We start from the raw sequence: 14,564 nt of genomic DNA on the forward strand, positions 1-14,564 counted from the left end.
GGCTGGCTCTGGAGTCACCAGGCAATCGGTGTCCCGTCCCACGCCCAGAATGTACCGCTCTGTTCCGGGCCGTGTCGGCTCACCAGCGCTAGAATGCATGTGGCTGCAAACGCCGGCGAGAACAGTTTTCCTGGCGCCACATTGCCCTGAAAGGGTTGGGAAAGGCGGGTGTCGGTGGTCCCGGGATGCAGCAACAGTACCGTGGAAGCGGGGTTCAGTCGCTTGAGCTCGATGCTCGCGGTACGCAGAAGCTGGTTGAGCGCCGCCTTGCTGGCGCGATAGCTGTACCAACCGCCAAGATGATTGTCGCTGATCGACCCGACCCGCGCCGACAGCGCCACATAGGTCATCGGTTGCTGTCGCAACAAGGGCAGCAAGTGCCTGAGCAGCAGGACAGGGGCGAAACAGTTGGTCGTGAAGCTGGCCAGCAGCCCCGCCATATCCACCTGTGTCAGCGCTTTTTCGGCCCGTGCGGGTGGCGCTTGCAGCACGCCAAGCGTGCAAAATACCAGGTTCAAGTGGTTGCAGCAGGCTCCCACCCGCGCCGCCAGTGTTTGCAGTGCCACTTCGGAACAAGCGTCGCAGTCGATGCGAACCAACTGTCGTGGGTGCTCGGCGAACAAAGCATCCAGCGCAGGGTTGCTGGTGGCATGTCGCGAGACGGCAAACACCCGTCCGATGTCGTCGCGCGCCAGCAGCTGTGTGCACAGTGCAAGGCCGATCCCCTGGCTGGCTCCGCAGACCAGCACGTTGGCGGGGGTATGAAGGTCATTGATAAGGCTCACTGAACTGCCTCCTTTGCCGGCCCCGACGCAGGTATGCCACTGTCACTGGCTCTGCCGAAACAAGGCCCTGAGACCCGCAAGTAAAAGTTGTACAACCTCATAAAAAACTGTACATAGTTTCTAATATTGTACAGGTATTTCACGTGCTCGAGGTCAGTATGGGGCACACGACTCGTTGGGCCTGGCTTTGCCTGCTATTGACTGCCCTGTCGGAGGCGGCGGACTGGCGAGCGGAGCTGCCGGCAGCGCAACGGCTGGGCGTCGGTGAGTTCAGCTGGTTTGGCTTGCGCCTTTACACCGCACAGCTATGGGCAGCAGGTCCGGTCCAGGACTGGAGCCGGCCTTTTGCCCTTGAGCTGGCCTATCACCGAAGCCTGTCCAGGGACACGCTGGTACAGGCCAGCCTCGAGGAAATGTACCGCCTGGCACCTGAAAACGTGACGCCGCAGCGGCGCGCGGCGTGGTCCCAGGCCATGCAGCAGGCGTTTGTGGATGTACGGCCAGGCATGCGCATCACCGGCTTGTACATGCCGGGGCAGGGCTGCCGCTTCTACGTCGATGGCAAACTCAGCCGGGCGGTCGCCGACCCCGTTTTTGCACGGGCGTTCTTCGCCATCTGGCTCGATCCGCGGGCCAGGGATCAACAACTGCGTCAGCGTCTGCTGGGGGGCATGCCATGAATCTGCATAGCGGTAACGCTGACCAGCCTGGGGTAGCCTGAAGATGCGCCTGGGTCTGGTACTGGGTGACCAGCTGTCCTTCGACCTGGCAAGCCTCAACGCCCTCGATCCTGCCCGCGATGCTGTGCTGATGGCGGAAGTGGAAGGGGAGGCCAGGTACGTGCCGCATCATCCGCTGAAGATCGTCCTGATCTTCAGCGCCATGCGGCACTTCGCACTGGCACTGCGCGAGCGCGGTTGGCAGGTGCATTATGTGCAACTCGATGATGACGGCAACAGCGGAACCATCGTTGGCGAGTTGCGGCGCTGGCAGCAGGCCCTGGGAGCCACGCATATTCACCTGACCGAGTGCGGAGAGTGGCGCCTGGAGCAGGCGTTGCGCGATGCCGCACTGCCGCTTGTGTGGCATCGCGACACGCGGTTTCTATGCTCCCGCGAAGCTTTCGCGCGCTGGGCCCGGGAGCGCGGCCAACTGCGCATGGAGCACTTCTACCGTGGCATGCGCAAGCGCACCGGCCTGCTGCTGGAGCCTGACGGCAGCCCGGCAGGTGGAACCTGGAATCTCGATGGCGACAACCGCAAGGCCTTGCCTCGCCAGCTACGTGGCCCTTTCGCCGCACATTTCGCACAGGACGACATCACAGCTGCAGTAATAGCCCTGGTACGGCAACGCTTCAGCGACCACTACGGAGCCATCGACGGTTTCGACTACCCGGTGACCCATGCCGAGGCACAGCAGCTCTGGCAACACTTTCTGGATTTCGGCCTGGCGGCTTTCGGTGACTACCAGGATGCGATGGCCGAGGGCGAGCCGTACCTGTTCCATGCGCGCATCAGTGCAGCACTCAACATCGGGCTTCTTGATGTGCGTTTTCTATGCGACGGGGTCGACAAGGCCTGGCGCGAGGGGCGAGTACCGCTCAATGCAGCAGAGGGCTTCATCCGCCAGCTGATCGGCTGGCGTGAGTATGTACGCGGCATCTATTGGCTGCGCATGCCGGAGTATGCCGCGCTCAATTACCTGGGTAACGAGCGAGCGTTGCCGGAATTCTACTGGACCGGTCGCACCCGCATGCGCTGCATGGAGCAGGCCATCGGGCAGACCCTTCGCTTGGGTTACGCTCACCATATCCAGCGCCTGATGGTCACCGGCAACTTCGCCTTGTTGGCCGGTATCGCGCCCACCGCAATCTGTGAGTGGTACCTGGCTGTCTACATGGACGCCTTCGACTGGGTCGAACTGCCCAACACGCTTGGTATGGTGATGTACGCCGACGGCGGCTACCTGGGCTCCAAGCCTTACTGCGCCAGCGGTCGCTACATCCAGCGCATGTCCGATCATTGCAAGGCCTGCAGTTACAGGGTTGACCAGGTGGCCGAGGAGGACGCCTGCCCGTTCAATGCCCTGTACTGGCATTTTCTCATCCGTCATCGCCACCTGCTTTCGGCTAACCCGCGTCTGGCGCTGGTCTATCGAAACCTCGATGGCATGTCGGCTGACCGTCGCGATGCCATCTGGCAGCGTGGCCAGTCACTTTTGGCGCGACTCGATGCGGTGCAGCCGATATGAAAAAGGTTCTTTTGCCCAGCAAGGTCTGCGTGGTGTGTGGGCGGCCGTTCAACTGGCGCAAGCGCTGGTCACGTTGCTGGGAGCAGGTGCGCTACTGCTCCGAACGATGCCGCAAGTCAGCACCGCACCGCAAGGCGCACGAGCAGGGGGAGGGTAACGGCCCATATCGGCATCAGTAACAGGCCGGTTACCGGTGCGCCCATGGGCAAGTCGACATTTGCCAGCCCCGCTCCGCCTATATAGGCCAGCGGGCCGCCAACTGCACCTAGCAGTGCACCGAGCTGCCAGTGCCTGTCGGCCCATGCCAGGCTGTGGCGCATGCCGCTGGCCAGTACCAGCCACAGCAGCGCAAGCCACAGCGGCAATGGCCAGGTGTCGAAGCTGAACACGCCCAGCGCGCCCAGCACGCTATCCAGCACACACCCGACCGGCGTTACCAGCAACAGCGCCTTGACCTCTGCGTGGACGGCCGGGCACAGGCTCAGATGCACGGCCAGGCCAGCAATCACCAGCATCGACAGGAAGGGTTTTTCGGCCCCCAGTATGCATAGCCACCAGCCAGCCTGTAGCCACAAGGCATTGGCGAGCAGCCAGCCACGGCTCATCAGGCACTGCCAGGCAAGGGCGCGCGCCGTGCCTGGGGCGCTGCCCAGAGCAGATGCGCGACACCGATGGTGCGCTCCTCGAAACCGCCTTGGCAGTAACACAGGTAGAACTCCCACAGGCGCTGGAACATGTCGTCGTAGCCCAGGTCCGTCAGCGCTGCGCGTGCCTGGCGCAGGTTTTCTCGCCAATGCCGCAATGTGTGGGCATAGTCCTGGCCGAAATCTTCCATGTGCAAGAGGTTGAGTGCGGTGTGCCGGCTGGCAGTTTCCAGCATCACGCTCAACGAAGGCAGGGCGCCACCGGGGAAGATGTAGCGCTGGATGAAGTCGACCGACCGCCGCGCCTGCTCATAGCGCTGGTCGCGTATGGTGATCGCTTGCAACAGCATCAGGCCGTCGGGCTTGAGTAGCGAGGCGCACTGGCGGAAATACACCGGCAGGTAACGGTGGCCGACAGCCTCGATCATCTCGATCGAGACCAGTTTGTCGAAGGTGCCTTGAAGATCGCGGTAGTCTTCGCGAAGCACTTTCACGCGCTGCTCCAGCCCCAGGGCCTGAACGCGTTGCAGGGTATGGCTGTACTGCGCCTCGGAAAGCGTGGTGGTGGTGACCTTGCAGCCATATCGGGTGGCGGCGTGGATTGCCAGGCTGCCCCACCCGCAGCCGATCTCCAGCAGGTGGTCGGCAGGGCTCAGCTCCAGCTTCTGGCAGATGCGCTCCAGCTTGTGCAGCTGTGCTTGCTCCAGTGTCTGCCCCGGGTGTTCGAACTGAGCTGCCGAATACATCATGGTGGGGTCGAGCAGCCGCTCGAACAGGGCATTGCCCAGATCGTAGTGCGCCAGAATATTGCGGCGGGCACCGCGCCTGTTGTTGCGGTTGAGTTTGTGCTGCAACCGCAGGGCAGGGCGGCCGAAGCGGGCCAGGCCCCCCTCGAGGGCGTCAAGTACCTCAAGGTTTGCGACGAACAGACGAGTCACCAGCGCCAGGTCGGGACTGCGCCAATAGCCGTGAATGTAGGCTTCGCCAGCACCGATCGAGCCATTGCCGGCTATCAGGCCCCAGGTGATGTCATCAAGGATCTCCACCTCGGCCTGCAACGGGCTGTGGGCGTCACCGAAACTCCACTGTTGCCCGTGGCTGAGCAGGCGCAGGTGGCCATGGCGCAGCCTGCCCAGCCGGGCGAGCACGGCATTTCGTGCCAGCCCGCCGAACAATGGCCCGAGGCCTGCGAACTTGCTAACGCTCAGGGTGGGGTTCGACATCATCAGGGTCCTCGCAGGAATGGCCGAGCGCCAGGTCACGCTGGCTGGCCGTGTGGTCATGGACGGGTGTGCGTTTGAACAGCAGGCGCAATGCCTGCCAGTAAATGGCCGAGACGGTGCGCAGGCTCATCCATGGGAAGGCCAGTACGTATCGGTGCACAGCGGCTCTATCCAGCGCCTGGCGTTGCAAGGCCAGGTCGGCCTCGAACACCTTGCTATCGGCTTGCCAGTTCTCCATGTGGATGCGCACATGTTCAGCGTCCAGGGCGAAGCGCAAGCGATAGTCCATGTGCAGTGGCATGAACGGTGACACATGGAAGGCCTTGGCGACGGTGAAGGGCCCGGCAAGGTTTCCGCGCACCGGCAGCACGTAATGGAAGCGTTCACGCCATGGTGTGTTTCGCACCTCCAGCAGGATTGCCGTCAGCCGTCCGTCACGGTCATGGCAGAAATAGAAACTGACCGGGTTGAACGACAGCCCCCAGCAACGCAATTGCGTGAGCAGGTGCACCGGCCCCTCAGGCATTTCTCCCGTCGCGCTGCGCACCAGCAAGCGTGCAGCCTGGGCCAGGGTCTCGCCCCGGCGGGTCTGGGCTGGCAGGTAATCTGCCTGGTTCCAGCTCAGCGGCGCCAGGCGCCAGCGCCACAGCCAGCGTGACAGGCCTGTCAGCAAGGCTTGCTCGTCCAGGTCCAGGTAGAACATGCCGATCCTGTAGCGGAAGGCGTGGGGGCGCGGCGCCAGGCGCCGGTGGCTGACCCAGCCCACGCAAAGGCTGCTGTTCACAGGTGCTCTCCGAAATGCGCGGCCACCTTCAACGCACTGACCACGCCATCTTCGTGAAAGCCGTTGCCCCAGTAGGCGCCGCAGAAGTAACTGTGGCGCTGGCCCTGCAGCTGCGCCTGGCGCGCCTGCGCGGCGCACGCCGCAAGGCTGTATTGCGGATGGTCGTACTGGAAGCGGGCAATGATCTGCGCCGGATCCACCAGCGCGGTCTGGTTGAGGCTCACGCAGAAGGTCGTCGCTGCCTGGATACCTTGCAGAATGTTCATGTTGTAGGTCAGCGCGGCAGGCGCCTGCTGCGGCCCGCCGAGACGGTAGTTCCAGCTGGCCCAGGCGCGCTTGCGGCGGGGTAGCAGACGGGTATCGGTGTGCAGCACCACATCGTTGCTGGCATAACCGATGGCGCCGAGCACTTCCCGTTCCTGCACGCTCGGCGCTTCGAGCAAAGCCAGGGCCTGGTCGCTGTGGCAGGCGAACACCACATTGTCGAAACGCTCGGTACCGGCAGCGCTCGTCAGGGTGACGCCACCTTCGTCGCGGCTGACCCGAAAAACCTTGCAGTCGAGGCGGATGCGCCCGGCAAACGGCCGGCACAGCGGACTGACGTAGCTGCGCGAACCCCCTTCGATCACGCGCCACTGTGGACGTTGGTTGACCGACAACAAGCCGTGGTTGCGACAAAACCGCACAAAGAACGCAAGTGGGAAGGCGAGCATGTCCGCGCGGGACATCGACCAGATCGCCGACCCCATCGGTACGATGTAATGGTCGATGAAGCGCTGTCCATAGCGCTGAGCCCGGAGGTAAGCGCCCAGGGTCGCGTTGGCATCGATACGCTGGTTATCCAGGTCGGCGAGCGCCTGACGATTGAAACGCAGAATATCCCGTAGCATCCCCCAGAACCCCGGGGACACCAGGTTGCGGCGTTGGGCGAACAGGGTATTCAGGTCGTGCCCGTTGTATTCCAGGCCAGTGACCGGATCATGCACGGAGAAGCTCATTTCGGTCGGCCGTGAGGCGACCTTCAGGTGGTCGAGCAAGCGGATGAAGTGCGGGTAGGTCCAGTCATTGAAGACGATGAAGCCGGTATCTATTGCATGGCGTTCACCCTGCCAGATCACATCGAGGGTATGCGTGTGGCCCCCGATCCATTTCTCGGCTTCGAAAACCGTCACCTCATGCTTGCGTGACAGCAGATGAGCGCAGGTTAACCCTGCAATGCCGCTGCCGATGATTGCTATACGCATGGATCATCATTCCTGTTCATGACGGGCAAGGCGTTGCCCAAGCCCCAGGCGCAGGCGCGCGGGCAGTGCGCCAAGCAGGCGCAATACCAGGATGAAAAGCCGGGGGAAGTTGATTTCCAGCGGGCGCTCGGGAAGGCGTTTGGCAATATGGCTGGCTGCGCGCTGCGCCGACCACAGCTGCGGCATGGGGAAATCGTTGCGACGGGTCAATGGCGTGTCGACAAAGCCCGGGTTGACGAGGGTGACGGCGATGCCTTCGCGGGCCAGGTCGATGCGCTGCGATTCCACCAGATAACGCACGGCTGCCTTGGACGCGCCATAGGCGCCGGCACGGGGCAAGGCCAGCCAGGTCACCGAACTGCCCATGACCACCAGATGAGGGCGTTGACCGGCGCGAAGCAAGGGCAGGGCCGCTGCCAGGCAGTAGCTGACAGCAAGGAAATTGGTACGGACCACGCGCTCGACCAAGGCAGGGTCGAAATGGTCCGGCTCCAGGTACTCGCAGGTGCCTGCATTGAGGATCACCCTGTCCAGCGCTCCCCAGGCCTGCTCGATACGGGTTGCGATCCCGGCGACCTGTACGGGGTCGTTCAGGTCGCCAATGGCCAGCAGCACCTGCCCGGGAAAACGTTCAGCCAACGGGGCGAGACGATCTGCATGTCGTGCGCCCAGGGCAACCTGGTGGCCTTGCTCCAGCAGGCATTGTGCAAGTGCGGCACCGATACCGCTGCTTGCGCCTGTCAGCCAGCAGCGGCTCATGCCATCCGGCCTTTGAGCCATCGAATCGCACCGCCCATAACCGGAACATGTTCGTAGAGCAGGGCTGCTGCGTCGAAATAGTCCTGGTGAAAATGGACCCGGTCATGCCATTGCAGGTAACTGCATCCTTGCAAGCTGATCTGCTGACCGCGGGCCAGGCGTGGGTGGCGAAACTGCAGGGTCCAGCGCAGGTAACCTTGCCCAGGCATCACTTCGTCGATGCTGGAAAAGGCATAGCGAATATCGTGAGCGTTGGCGTACAACTGCGCGAAATAGGTTCGCAGAGCGCGCAGCCCCTGGATCTGATGCAACGGATCGCGAAAAGTGACATCGTCGCTGTACAGCTTTTCAAGGGTGCCGAGGTTGCCCCCGTCGAGTCTGCTGAAGTGCTCGGCGAATTGCTGCAGATACGCTGACATGCTGGACTCCAGGAAATCCTGTACAGAAATGGCTTGTTGTACAGGTATATCTGAAGTCTAAGCGTAAATCTATACAAGTCAACGATCTTGTATAGGTTTTGTTCAGCGCTCAGCTTGGCCCAGTTGTCGGCGCAATTCAGCCACCTCGGCCTCCAGCTCGCGTAGCTTCTCCTCAGCGAAAATCTGCGCTGTGACATCGCGCTGGATGCCGATGTAGTACGTCAACTGGTCCGCCTCGTTGTACACCGGCGTGACGGACAACTCGTTCCAGAACAAGCTCCCGTCCTTGCGGTAATTGCGCAGCACCTGGCAGCACGGCAGGCCTCCACGGATCGCCTCGCGGATGTTGGCAAGGCCGGCCTGGTCATGATCGTCGCCCTGCAGAAAACGGCAGTCCTGATACAGGATGTCCTCGGCGCGATAGCCGGTCAGGCGCTCGAAGGCGGGGTTGACGTAGATAAGGATGCTGTCGTCGCCCTCCTGCTCCGCGACGACGATGCCATCGTTGGAATGCTCGACCATCAGTTGCATGAGTTTCGCGTTGATCATGGGGCCCACCTACAGGCATTTAGGATGCAAAGTGCGCGGCCTGGCCTGCGTGCAGAAGGCCTCGGCGCCGTTTGTTGCATGATGACCCAAGGAGGCTCGCCGCAGAAGGTGCATATGGGTTTAGAATGTGCCACCCCCCAGATAAACCCTCATCATGACTGACGCCATCCCAGCCGATTTGCTACCCATGCGCGATGTGGTCAGCCTGACCGGCATCAATCCGGTGACCTTGCGGGCATGGGAGCGGCGCCATGGGTTGATAAGCCCGCAGCGCACCGAGGGCGGCCATCGCCTTTATACCGCCCGCGATGTCCAGCGCATACGCGACATCTTGCGCTGGACCGGCAATGGGGTGCCCATCAGCAAGGTAGGCGGCATGCTCGCAGGCCAGCCGGATGCGCCGGTGCAGCAGCACTCGGCGTTCGACGACTGGCGCGCTGCCGTGGAGCGTGCAACCAAGGCATTCGATACACAAGCGCTGGAAAGCATCCATGGGCAGTTGTTCACCGTCCTGCCCAAGTCCACCGTGCTGCGTGAGGTGCTGATGCCAGTCTGGCATGGCCTGGCCTCAGGCATTGCGCCGGGCCAGCGTAGCCAATGGCTGTTTCTGGACATGTTCCTGCGCGCCCGCCTGCTGATGCGCCTGCAGATGAACCAGGCCGATGCACCGCGCGTGCTGCTGGCAGGCACCGAGGGGCAAGCCGAACTGCAGGTGTTGTGCACCGGGCTGCTGTTGAGCAGCGAGCAGCAACGCATCGAAGTGCTCGGTTGCGGGCAGCCGCTGGAAGAAATACCCATGCTGTGTGCAGCAATGCAGCCCGCAGCAGTGGTGATCAAGGTCCAGGTGCCGGTGGACCCTGCCTTGGCCAGGCGCCTGCGTTCGCTGCAAATGGCAATCGTTTGTCCGCTGGCCTTGATTGGCGAGGGATTGGCCGATTTACAACCAGCCTGGCAAGGCCTCCCGCTGTGTCTGCTGGACGAGCAGCGCGCTGACGTCGCACCCATGCTGAACGCCTTGCTCAGTGGTGCCCTGGACCTTTGACAGGGGCCCGCCGTAGTCTGCCGTACTGATCCTCGCCTGCTCCTGTGGGTTACGCCAGAAGTCTTGCCTCTGGGCGTAACCCGGTCCTGGGCCGGAATCATCACGCCGCGCGCGCAGGCCCAAAGCACCTGGCAGCCCCCTCCAAGGCAGCGTTTCTGGCTGTTTGCCAGCTTCTGATAATCGCCTCCGACATCCCGTCCCCGTTTCGGAGCGCGACATGTACAACAATAAGAATCTGTCCCCACGTTTGCTGGCGGCTGTTACCGTCAGCCTGTCGACCCTTTGCCTGAGCAGCCTGGCTCAGGCCGAGATCATGCTGTACGACAAGGACCAGACGACGTTTTCCACCGACGGCTATATCAACGCCTTCTACGTCAACAGCGATGTCGATCGGCAGGGTGAGCAGTTCGATCGCCGCCAGTCACGGGTGAAGATGGGCTTTCTGCCCAACTACCTGGGCTTCAACATGGGCAAGCAGGTAGATGACCTGAAGCTCGGCGCGCGAGCCTCGTTCTGGGTGACCATCAACGACAGCGAAACCAACGGTACCGACACCGCCATCGACGTGCGCCAGTTCTACGGCACCGTGGCCAACCCCGAGTGGGGTGAGGTGCTGATCGGCAAGGACTTCGGGCTGTTCGCCCGTTCCAATATCCTGCTCGACGAACTGCTGGCCGGTTATGGCCAGGTCAGTGACACCCTGGGGCTGGTTGACGGCGGCGGGGTCTCGTTCGGCAACATCGGTAGCGGCTACCCGTACCCGTTCCCCACCTCGCAAATCACCTACCGCACCCCAGTGATGGACGGCCTGCGGGTGGCGGTGGGCATCATGGACCCGGTGGACACCAACGACAGCAGCCCGACCGGCAAGGCCTACCAGGAAAACCCGCGTACCGAAAGCGAGATCACCTACCAGTTCGACCTGGGTGGGGCGCAGATCTACAGCTGGCTCAACGGCAGCTACCAGACCTCCGACAACACCGACCCGGCGGTGCAGTCGGTCACCTCCAAAGGTGTCGGCTACGGTGTGCAGGCGAAGATGGGGGGGGTGTCGCTGACCGGCTCGGGGTTCCAGGCCAAGGGCATCAACCCGTTCTTCACCAACAACGCTGGCGAACCGACCTTGCGCAATGTCGACAGCGACGGCTACCTGCTACAGGGCTCCTACAAGGTTGGCAAGAACCGGGTGGCGCTGTCGTATGGCAAGACCAAGGACGATGGCAACGGTGCGGTGGGCAGCGGTGCGGATTACGAGACTCGTGGCGTGGCGCTGTTCCATGACGTCAACGACAACCTCAAGCTGGTTGCCGAGTACAACCAGTTCTCCATCGACGGCCATGAAACCAGTGACCAGAACGAAGACACCGATACCTTTGCGGTGGGGGCGGTGCTCACCTGGTAAGCCTTGCCAGACCGGGCAACACGGTCAATTGTAGGAGCGGCCTTGTGTCGCGAAAGGGCCGCAAAGCGGCCCCAGGATTTCAGCAGCGATGCACAAATTGCTGGGGCTGCTTTGCAGCCCTTTCGCGACACAAGGCCGCTCCTACAAGGTCCCGCGCATGCCGGTGATATTACGTCCATGGAACCGCCCACCCGCTACCCAAGTAGCATTCGTCCTCGATGATCGCCTTCGTACACTCATCACTCAGCCACCCCGCGCCGGAGACCACGATGCAGCAGGCTCACAACGACGGTGTGGTCAGCGCCATGTCCCAGGCAACCGACGCCCGGCAGGCAGCCCAGGAGCTGGCGGCGCAGTTGCTGCACCCGCACCTGGGCTTCGTGCTGTTCTTCTGCTCCGCCGAGTACGACCTGCAGGCCCTGGGCGAAGCCCTGGAGCAGGGTTTTGGCGGCATCCGCCTGGTCGGTTGCACCAGCGCCGGGGAAATCACCCCGCAGGGCTATGGCCGCAACTGCATAACGGCAGTGGGGTTCGATCATCGGCACTTTTCCATCGCCACCGAGCTGATCGATGAAATGGAGCGCTTCAGCCTGATCGACGCCCAGCAGATGGTCGAGCGCCTGGTCGGCACCTGCCGCAGCAATAACCTGGCGCCGATCAAGGGCCACAGCTTTGCCCTGACCCTGCTCGACGGCTTGTCCAGCCGTGAGGAAATGGTGCTTGCCGCCCTCAGTGCGGCCCTGGGCGACATCCCGCATTTCGGCGGCTCGGCCGGCGACGACAACTACCTGACCCGCACCCACGTGTATTTCGGCGGCGCGTTCCACCACGGCGCGGCGGTGGTGGTGCTGGTCAATACCTGGCTCGACTTCGAAGTGTTCACCACCCACCACATCCTGCCGCGCCAGGAAAAGCTGGTGGTCACCGGTGCCGACAGTGCCCAGCGCCGGGTCTTCGAACTGAATGCCGAGCCAGCTGCCGAGGAATACGCCCGGCACATCGGCGTGCCGGTGGCCGAGCTCGATCATCGTGTGTTCGCTGCCCATCCGCTGGCCGTGCGCATCCACGACCAGTACTACGTGCGGGCGATACAGCAGGTGCACCCGGACCTGAGCCTGAGTTTCTACTGCGCTGTTGAAAACGGCATCGTGCTCACCGCCATGACCCCAGGCCCGCTGTTGCCGAACCTGCACCAGTTGTTCGACGGCTTGCAGCAGCGCCTCGGCCCGCTGCTGCTGACCATCGGTTGCGATTGCTTCCTGCGGCGGCTGGAGCTGGAAGCCCGGGACGGGCTGGAAGCGGTCGGTGCGTTCCTGCGCGAGCAGCGGGTGATCGGCTTCAACACCTACGGAGAACAGTTCGATGGCATGCACATCAACCAGACCTTCACCGGAGTCGCCATTGCCCGCAACCGGCCTCCTGTCGGTCGCTGAACTGCAGGCCGAGGTCGCCCGGCTGCAGCACCAGAACCACAAGCTGCAGCGTATCAACGGCGCCCTGATCGAGCGTATCGAGTCCGGCGTCACGCGTGGCAACGACCCTTATGCCGCGTTTCAGCATTCGGTGGTGCTGGCCGAGCAGGTGCGCGAACGCACCGAAGCGCTGAACCAGGCCATGGCCGAGCTCAAGGCCGTCAACCACCTGCTCAGCGAGGCCCGGCAGCGGGCCGAGACGGCACACCAGCACCAGATCCGCCTGATCACCGACCATGTGCCGGCGCTGATCGCTTACCTGAATGCCGACCTGGTCTACGAATTCACCAACAAGGTCTATGAAGAATGGTATTGCTGGCCTCGCGGCGTGATGCTGGGCCAGAGCCTGCGCGAGGCCCACAGCGAGCAGCATTACCAGCGCCTGGAGGCCTACGTGGCGCGGGCGCTGGCGGGGGAGAGCGTAACCTTCGAATTTGCCGAAACCAACATCAACGGCCAGGAACGCTACATGCTGCGCTCCTACGTGCCGAACCGCCTGGCCAATGGCGAAGTGGTGGGCATCTTCGTGTTGATCCGCGACATCACCGAGCGACGCAATACCGCACAGGCGCTGCACCAGGCGTATCAGCACCTGGAGCAACGGGTACGCGAGCGCACGGCCGAGCTGACCAGCCTCAACGAGCAGCTGCTGCGCGAAATCGAGGAGCGCAGCCGGGTGGAATCGCGCCTGCGCGAGGCCAAGCGCGAGGCCGAGCAGGCCAACCTGTCGAAAACCAAGTTCCTTGCCGCCGTCAGCCATGACTTGCTGCAGCCACTGAACGCGGCGCGGCTGTTCACCAGCGCCTTGCTCGAACACCGCGAGCCGCACAACAGTGCCCACCTGGTGCGTAATGTCAGCAACTCGCTGGAGGATGTGGAGAACCTGCTAGGTACCCTGGTGGATATTTCCAAGCTCGATGCTGGCGTGATCAAGGCCGATGTCGCCCCGTTCGCCCTGCGCGAACTGATGGACAACCTCGCTGCCGAATACGCCCAGGTGGCGCGCAGCGAAGGGCTTGAACTGCATTTCGTGGGCTGTTCCGCCGTGGTCCGTAGTGACATCCAGCTGCTGGCGCGGATCCTGCGCAACCTGCTCAGCAATGCCATTCGCTACACCCGCAGTGGGCGCGTGGTGCTGGGCTGCCGGCGCCAGCGTGGCGGCTTGCGGATCGAAGTATGGGACAGCGGGATCGGTATCGCCGAAGAGCACCTGGAAGAAATGTTCCAGGAGTTCAGGCGCGGTGATGTGCAGCGTCCGGACCAGGACCGTGGCTTGGGCCTGGGCCTGGCGATCGTGGAAAAGATCGCCGGCATTCTTGGCCACCGGATTCGGGTGCGTTCATGGCTTGGCAAAGGCTCGGTATTCGCGGTCGAAGTGCCGCTGAGCACCATCGCGCCCAAGGCCCAGCCGAGCCAGGCAATCAGCGAGCCGATGCTCGAACGCCTGCGCGGGGCGCGGGTGTGGGTACTGGATAACGATGCGGCGATTTGCGCTGGCATGCGCACCCTGCTGGAGGGGTGGGGCTGCCGGGTGGTCACCGCGCTGTCGGAGGAGGACCTGGCGCGCCAGGTGGACAACTACCATGCCGAGGCCGACCTGCTGATCGCCGACTACCACCTGGACAATGACTGCAATGGCGTCGACGCCGTGGCGCGGATCAATGCCCGCCGTACCCAGCCCTTGCCGGCGATGATGATCACCGCCAACTACAGCAACGAGCTCAAGCAACAGATCCGCGAGCAGGGCCACACCCTGATGCACAAGCCGGTGCGGCCGATGAAGCTTAAGGCGGCGATGAGCCATTTGCTGGGCAGCCAGGGCTAGCCGTGATGCCAGACAATCGGACCCAAAGGCTGCTCAGTACCTGTAGGAGCAGCCTTGCGCTGCGAAGAGTCCATTACTGCTAGAGAAGATTTTTGCCTTGCCGGCCTCTTCGCAGCACAAGGCTGCTCCTACAGGGCAATGATGTAGCCTGGGAAAAGGAGCAGCG

15 protein-coding genes are annotated in these 14,564 nt (G+C 62.9%); 7 read left to right on the forward strand and 8 right to left on the reverse strand.

The window, feature by feature from the left end; translation table 11 throughout:
* Positions 1-14: 14 nt before the first annotated feature.
* Positions 15-785, reverse strand: coding sequence for an SDR family NAD(P)-dependent oxidoreductase (locus tag ACK56M_RS11770; protein ID WP_054572892.1), 771 nt, complete (start codon positions 783-785; stop codon positions 15-17).
* A gap of 158 nt (positions 786-943) precedes the next feature.
* Between ACK56M_RS11770 and ACK56M_RS11775 the strand changes: the two genes are divergently transcribed.
* Genes ACK56M_RS11775 through ACK56M_RS11785 form a run of 3 tightly spaced genes read left to right on the forward strand, consistent with a single transcriptional unit; the run spans position 944 to position 3,214 of the window.
* A complete protein-coding gene (locus ACK56M_RS11775) occupies positions 944-1,465 on the forward strand; it encodes a chalcone isomerase family protein (RefSeq protein WP_085720410.1) in 522 nt (173 codons plus the stop codon).
* Positions 1,466-1,508: 43 nt separating this feature from the next.
* Complete coding sequence (locus tag ACK56M_RS11780; protein ID WP_054572891.1) at positions 1,509-3,035, forward strand: cryptochrome/photolyase family protein; 1,527 nt, start codon at positions 1,509-1,511, stop codon at positions 3,033-3,035.
* Positions 3,032-3,214: a DUF2256 domain-containing protein gene (locus tag ACK56M_RS11785; protein ID WP_081013970.1), complete on the forward strand. Its 183-nt coding sequence runs from the start codon at positions 3,032-3,034 to the stop codon at positions 3,212-3,214. The genes ACK56M_RS11780 and ACK56M_RS11785 overlap by 4 nt, the downstream gene beginning before the upstream one ends.
* Here the strand turns inward: ACK56M_RS11785 and ACK56M_RS11790 are convergent.
* The 7 genes from ACK56M_RS11790 to ACK56M_RS11820 all read right to left on the reverse strand — a co-directional run bounded on the left by ACK56M_RS11790 (position 3,152) and on the right by ACK56M_RS11820 (position 8,657).
* Entirely contained in the window at positions 3,152-3,640 is a 489-nt protein-coding gene (locus tag ACK56M_RS11790) for a DUF2878 domain-containing protein (protein ID WP_054572890.1), read from the reverse strand. The genes ACK56M_RS11785 and ACK56M_RS11790 overlap by 63 nt on opposite strands.
* On the reverse strand, positions 3,640-4,902 hold the full coding sequence (locus tag ACK56M_RS11795; RefSeq protein ID WP_015270035.1) for an SAM-dependent methyltransferase: 1,263 nt from the start codon (positions 4,900-4,902) through the stop codon (positions 3,640-3,642). Before ACK56M_RS11795 ends, ACK56M_RS11790 begins: the two co-directional genes overlap by 1 nt.
* The gene (locus ACK56M_RS11800) at positions 4,877-5,686 is read right to left on the reverse strand and encodes a DUF1365 domain-containing protein (protein ID WP_015270036.1); all 810 of its coding nucleotides are present in this window, start codon (positions 5,684-5,686) and stop codon (positions 4,877-4,879) included. Before ACK56M_RS11800 ends, ACK56M_RS11795 begins: the two co-directional genes overlap by 26 nt.
* Entirely contained in the window at positions 5,683-6,930 is a 1,248-nt protein-coding gene (locus tag ACK56M_RS11805) for an NAD(P)/FAD-dependent oxidoreductase (RefSeq protein ID WP_015270037.1), read from the reverse strand. Before ACK56M_RS11805 ends, ACK56M_RS11800 begins: the two co-directional genes overlap by 4 nt.
* Positions 6,931-6,936: 6 nt before the next feature.
* Positions 6,937-7,689, reverse strand: a complete 753-nt coding sequence (locus ACK56M_RS11810; protein WP_054572887.1) for an SDR family NAD(P)-dependent oxidoreductase — start codon at positions 7,687-7,689, stop codon at positions 6,937-6,939.
* Positions 7,686-8,108: a nuclear transport factor 2 family protein gene (locus ACK56M_RS11815; protein WP_015270038.1), complete on the reverse strand. Its 423-nt coding sequence runs from the start codon at positions 8,106-8,108 to the stop codon at positions 7,686-7,688. Before ACK56M_RS11815 ends, ACK56M_RS11810 begins: the two co-directional genes overlap by 4 nt.
* 102 nt (positions 8,109-8,210) lie before the next feature.
* A complete protein-coding gene (locus ACK56M_RS11820; RefSeq protein ID WP_003257626.1) occupies positions 8,211-8,657 on the reverse strand; it encodes a PAS domain S-box protein in 447 nt (148 codons plus the stop codon).
* Positions 8,658-8,811: 154 nt separating this feature from the next.
* Here ACK56M_RS11820 and ACK56M_RS11825 point away from each other — a divergent pair, with 154 nt between their 5' ends.
* The 4 genes from ACK56M_RS11825 to ACK56M_RS11840 all read left to right on the forward strand — a co-directional run bounded on the left by ACK56M_RS11825 (position 8,812) and on the right by ACK56M_RS11840 (position 14,398).
* The gene (locus tag ACK56M_RS11825) at positions 8,812-9,699 is read left to right on the forward strand and encodes a MerR family transcriptional regulator (RefSeq protein ID WP_217190486.1); all 888 of its coding nucleotides are present in this window, start codon (positions 8,812-8,814) and stop codon (positions 9,697-9,699) included.
* A gap of 217 nt (positions 9,700-9,916) precedes the next feature.
* A complete protein-coding gene (locus tag ACK56M_RS11830) occupies positions 9,917-11,101 on the forward strand; it encodes a porin (RefSeq protein WP_217190488.1) in 1,185 nt (394 codons plus the stop codon).
* Between the two features lie 269 nt (positions 11,102-11,370).
* Complete coding sequence (gene nosP, locus ACK56M_RS11835; RefSeq protein ID WP_013972164.1) at positions 11,371-12,534, forward strand: nitric oxide-sensing protein NosP; 1,164 nt, start codon at positions 11,371-11,373, stop codon at positions 12,532-12,534.
* The gene (locus ACK56M_RS11840) at positions 12,503-14,398 is read left to right on the forward strand and encodes a NahK/ErcS family hybrid sensor histidine kinase/response regulator (RefSeq protein ID WP_015270042.1); all 1,896 of its coding nucleotides are present in this window, start codon (positions 12,503-12,505) and stop codon (positions 14,396-14,398) included. The genes nosP and ACK56M_RS11840 overlap by 32 nt, the downstream gene beginning before the upstream one ends.
* Positions 14,399-14,564 lie beyond the last annotated feature (166 nt).

The organism is Pseudomonas sp. s4, from assembly GCF_046764235.1.
Classification (GTDB): Bacteria; Pseudomonadota; Gammaproteobacteria; order Pseudomonadales; family Pseudomonadaceae; genus Aquipseudomonas; species Aquipseudomonas asiatica.

Bases quoted from the DNA above. Each gene is read 5' to 3' on its own strand.
- ACK56M_RS11775 (WP_085720410.1), top strand. From the start codon at position 944: ATGGGGCACACGACTCGTTGGGCCTGGCTTTGCCTGCTATTGACTGCC.
- ACK56M_RS11780 (WP_054572891.1), top strand. From the start codon at position 1,509: ATGCGCCTGGGTCTGGTACTGGGTGACCAGCTGTCCTTCGACCTGGCA.
- ACK56M_RS11785 (WP_081013970.1), top strand. From the start codon at position 3,032: ATGAAAAAGGTTCTTTTGCCCAGCAAGGTCTGCGTGGTGTGTGGGCGG.
- ACK56M_RS11790 (WP_054572890.1), bottom strand. From the start codon at position 3,640: ATGAGCCGTGGCTGGCTGCTCGCCAATGCCTTGTGGCTACAGGCTGGC.
- ACK56M_RS11795 (WP_015270035.1), bottom strand. From the start codon at position 4,902: ATGTCGAACCCCACCCTGAGCGTTAGCAAGTTCGCAGGCCTCGGGCCA.
- ACK56M_RS11805 (WP_015270037.1), bottom strand. From the start codon at position 6,930: ATGCGTATAGCAATCATCGGCAGCGGCATTGCAGGGTTAACCTGCGCT.
- ACK56M_RS11810 (WP_054572887.1), bottom strand. From the start codon at position 7,689: ATGAGCCGCTGCTGGCTGACAGGCGCAAGCAGCGGTATCGGTGCCGCA.
- ACK56M_RS11815 (WP_015270038.1), bottom strand. From the start codon at position 8,108: ATGTCAGCGTATCTGCAGCAATTCGCCGAGCACTTCAGCAGACTCGAC.
- ACK56M_RS11820 (WP_003257626.1), bottom strand. From the start codon at position 8,657: ATGATCAACGCGAAACTCATGCAACTGATGGTCGAGCATTCCAACGAT.
- ACK56M_RS11825 (WP_217190486.1), top strand. From the start codon at position 8,812: ATGACTGACGCCATCCCAGCCGATTTGCTACCCATGCGCGATGTGGTC.
- ACK56M_RS11830 (WP_217190488.1), top strand. From the start codon at position 9,917: ATGTACAACAATAAGAATCTGTCCCCACGTTTGCTGGCGGCTGTTACC.
- nosP (WP_013972164.1), top strand. From the start codon at position 11,371: ATGCAGCAGGCTCACAACGACGGTGTGGTCAGCGCCATGTCCCAGGCA.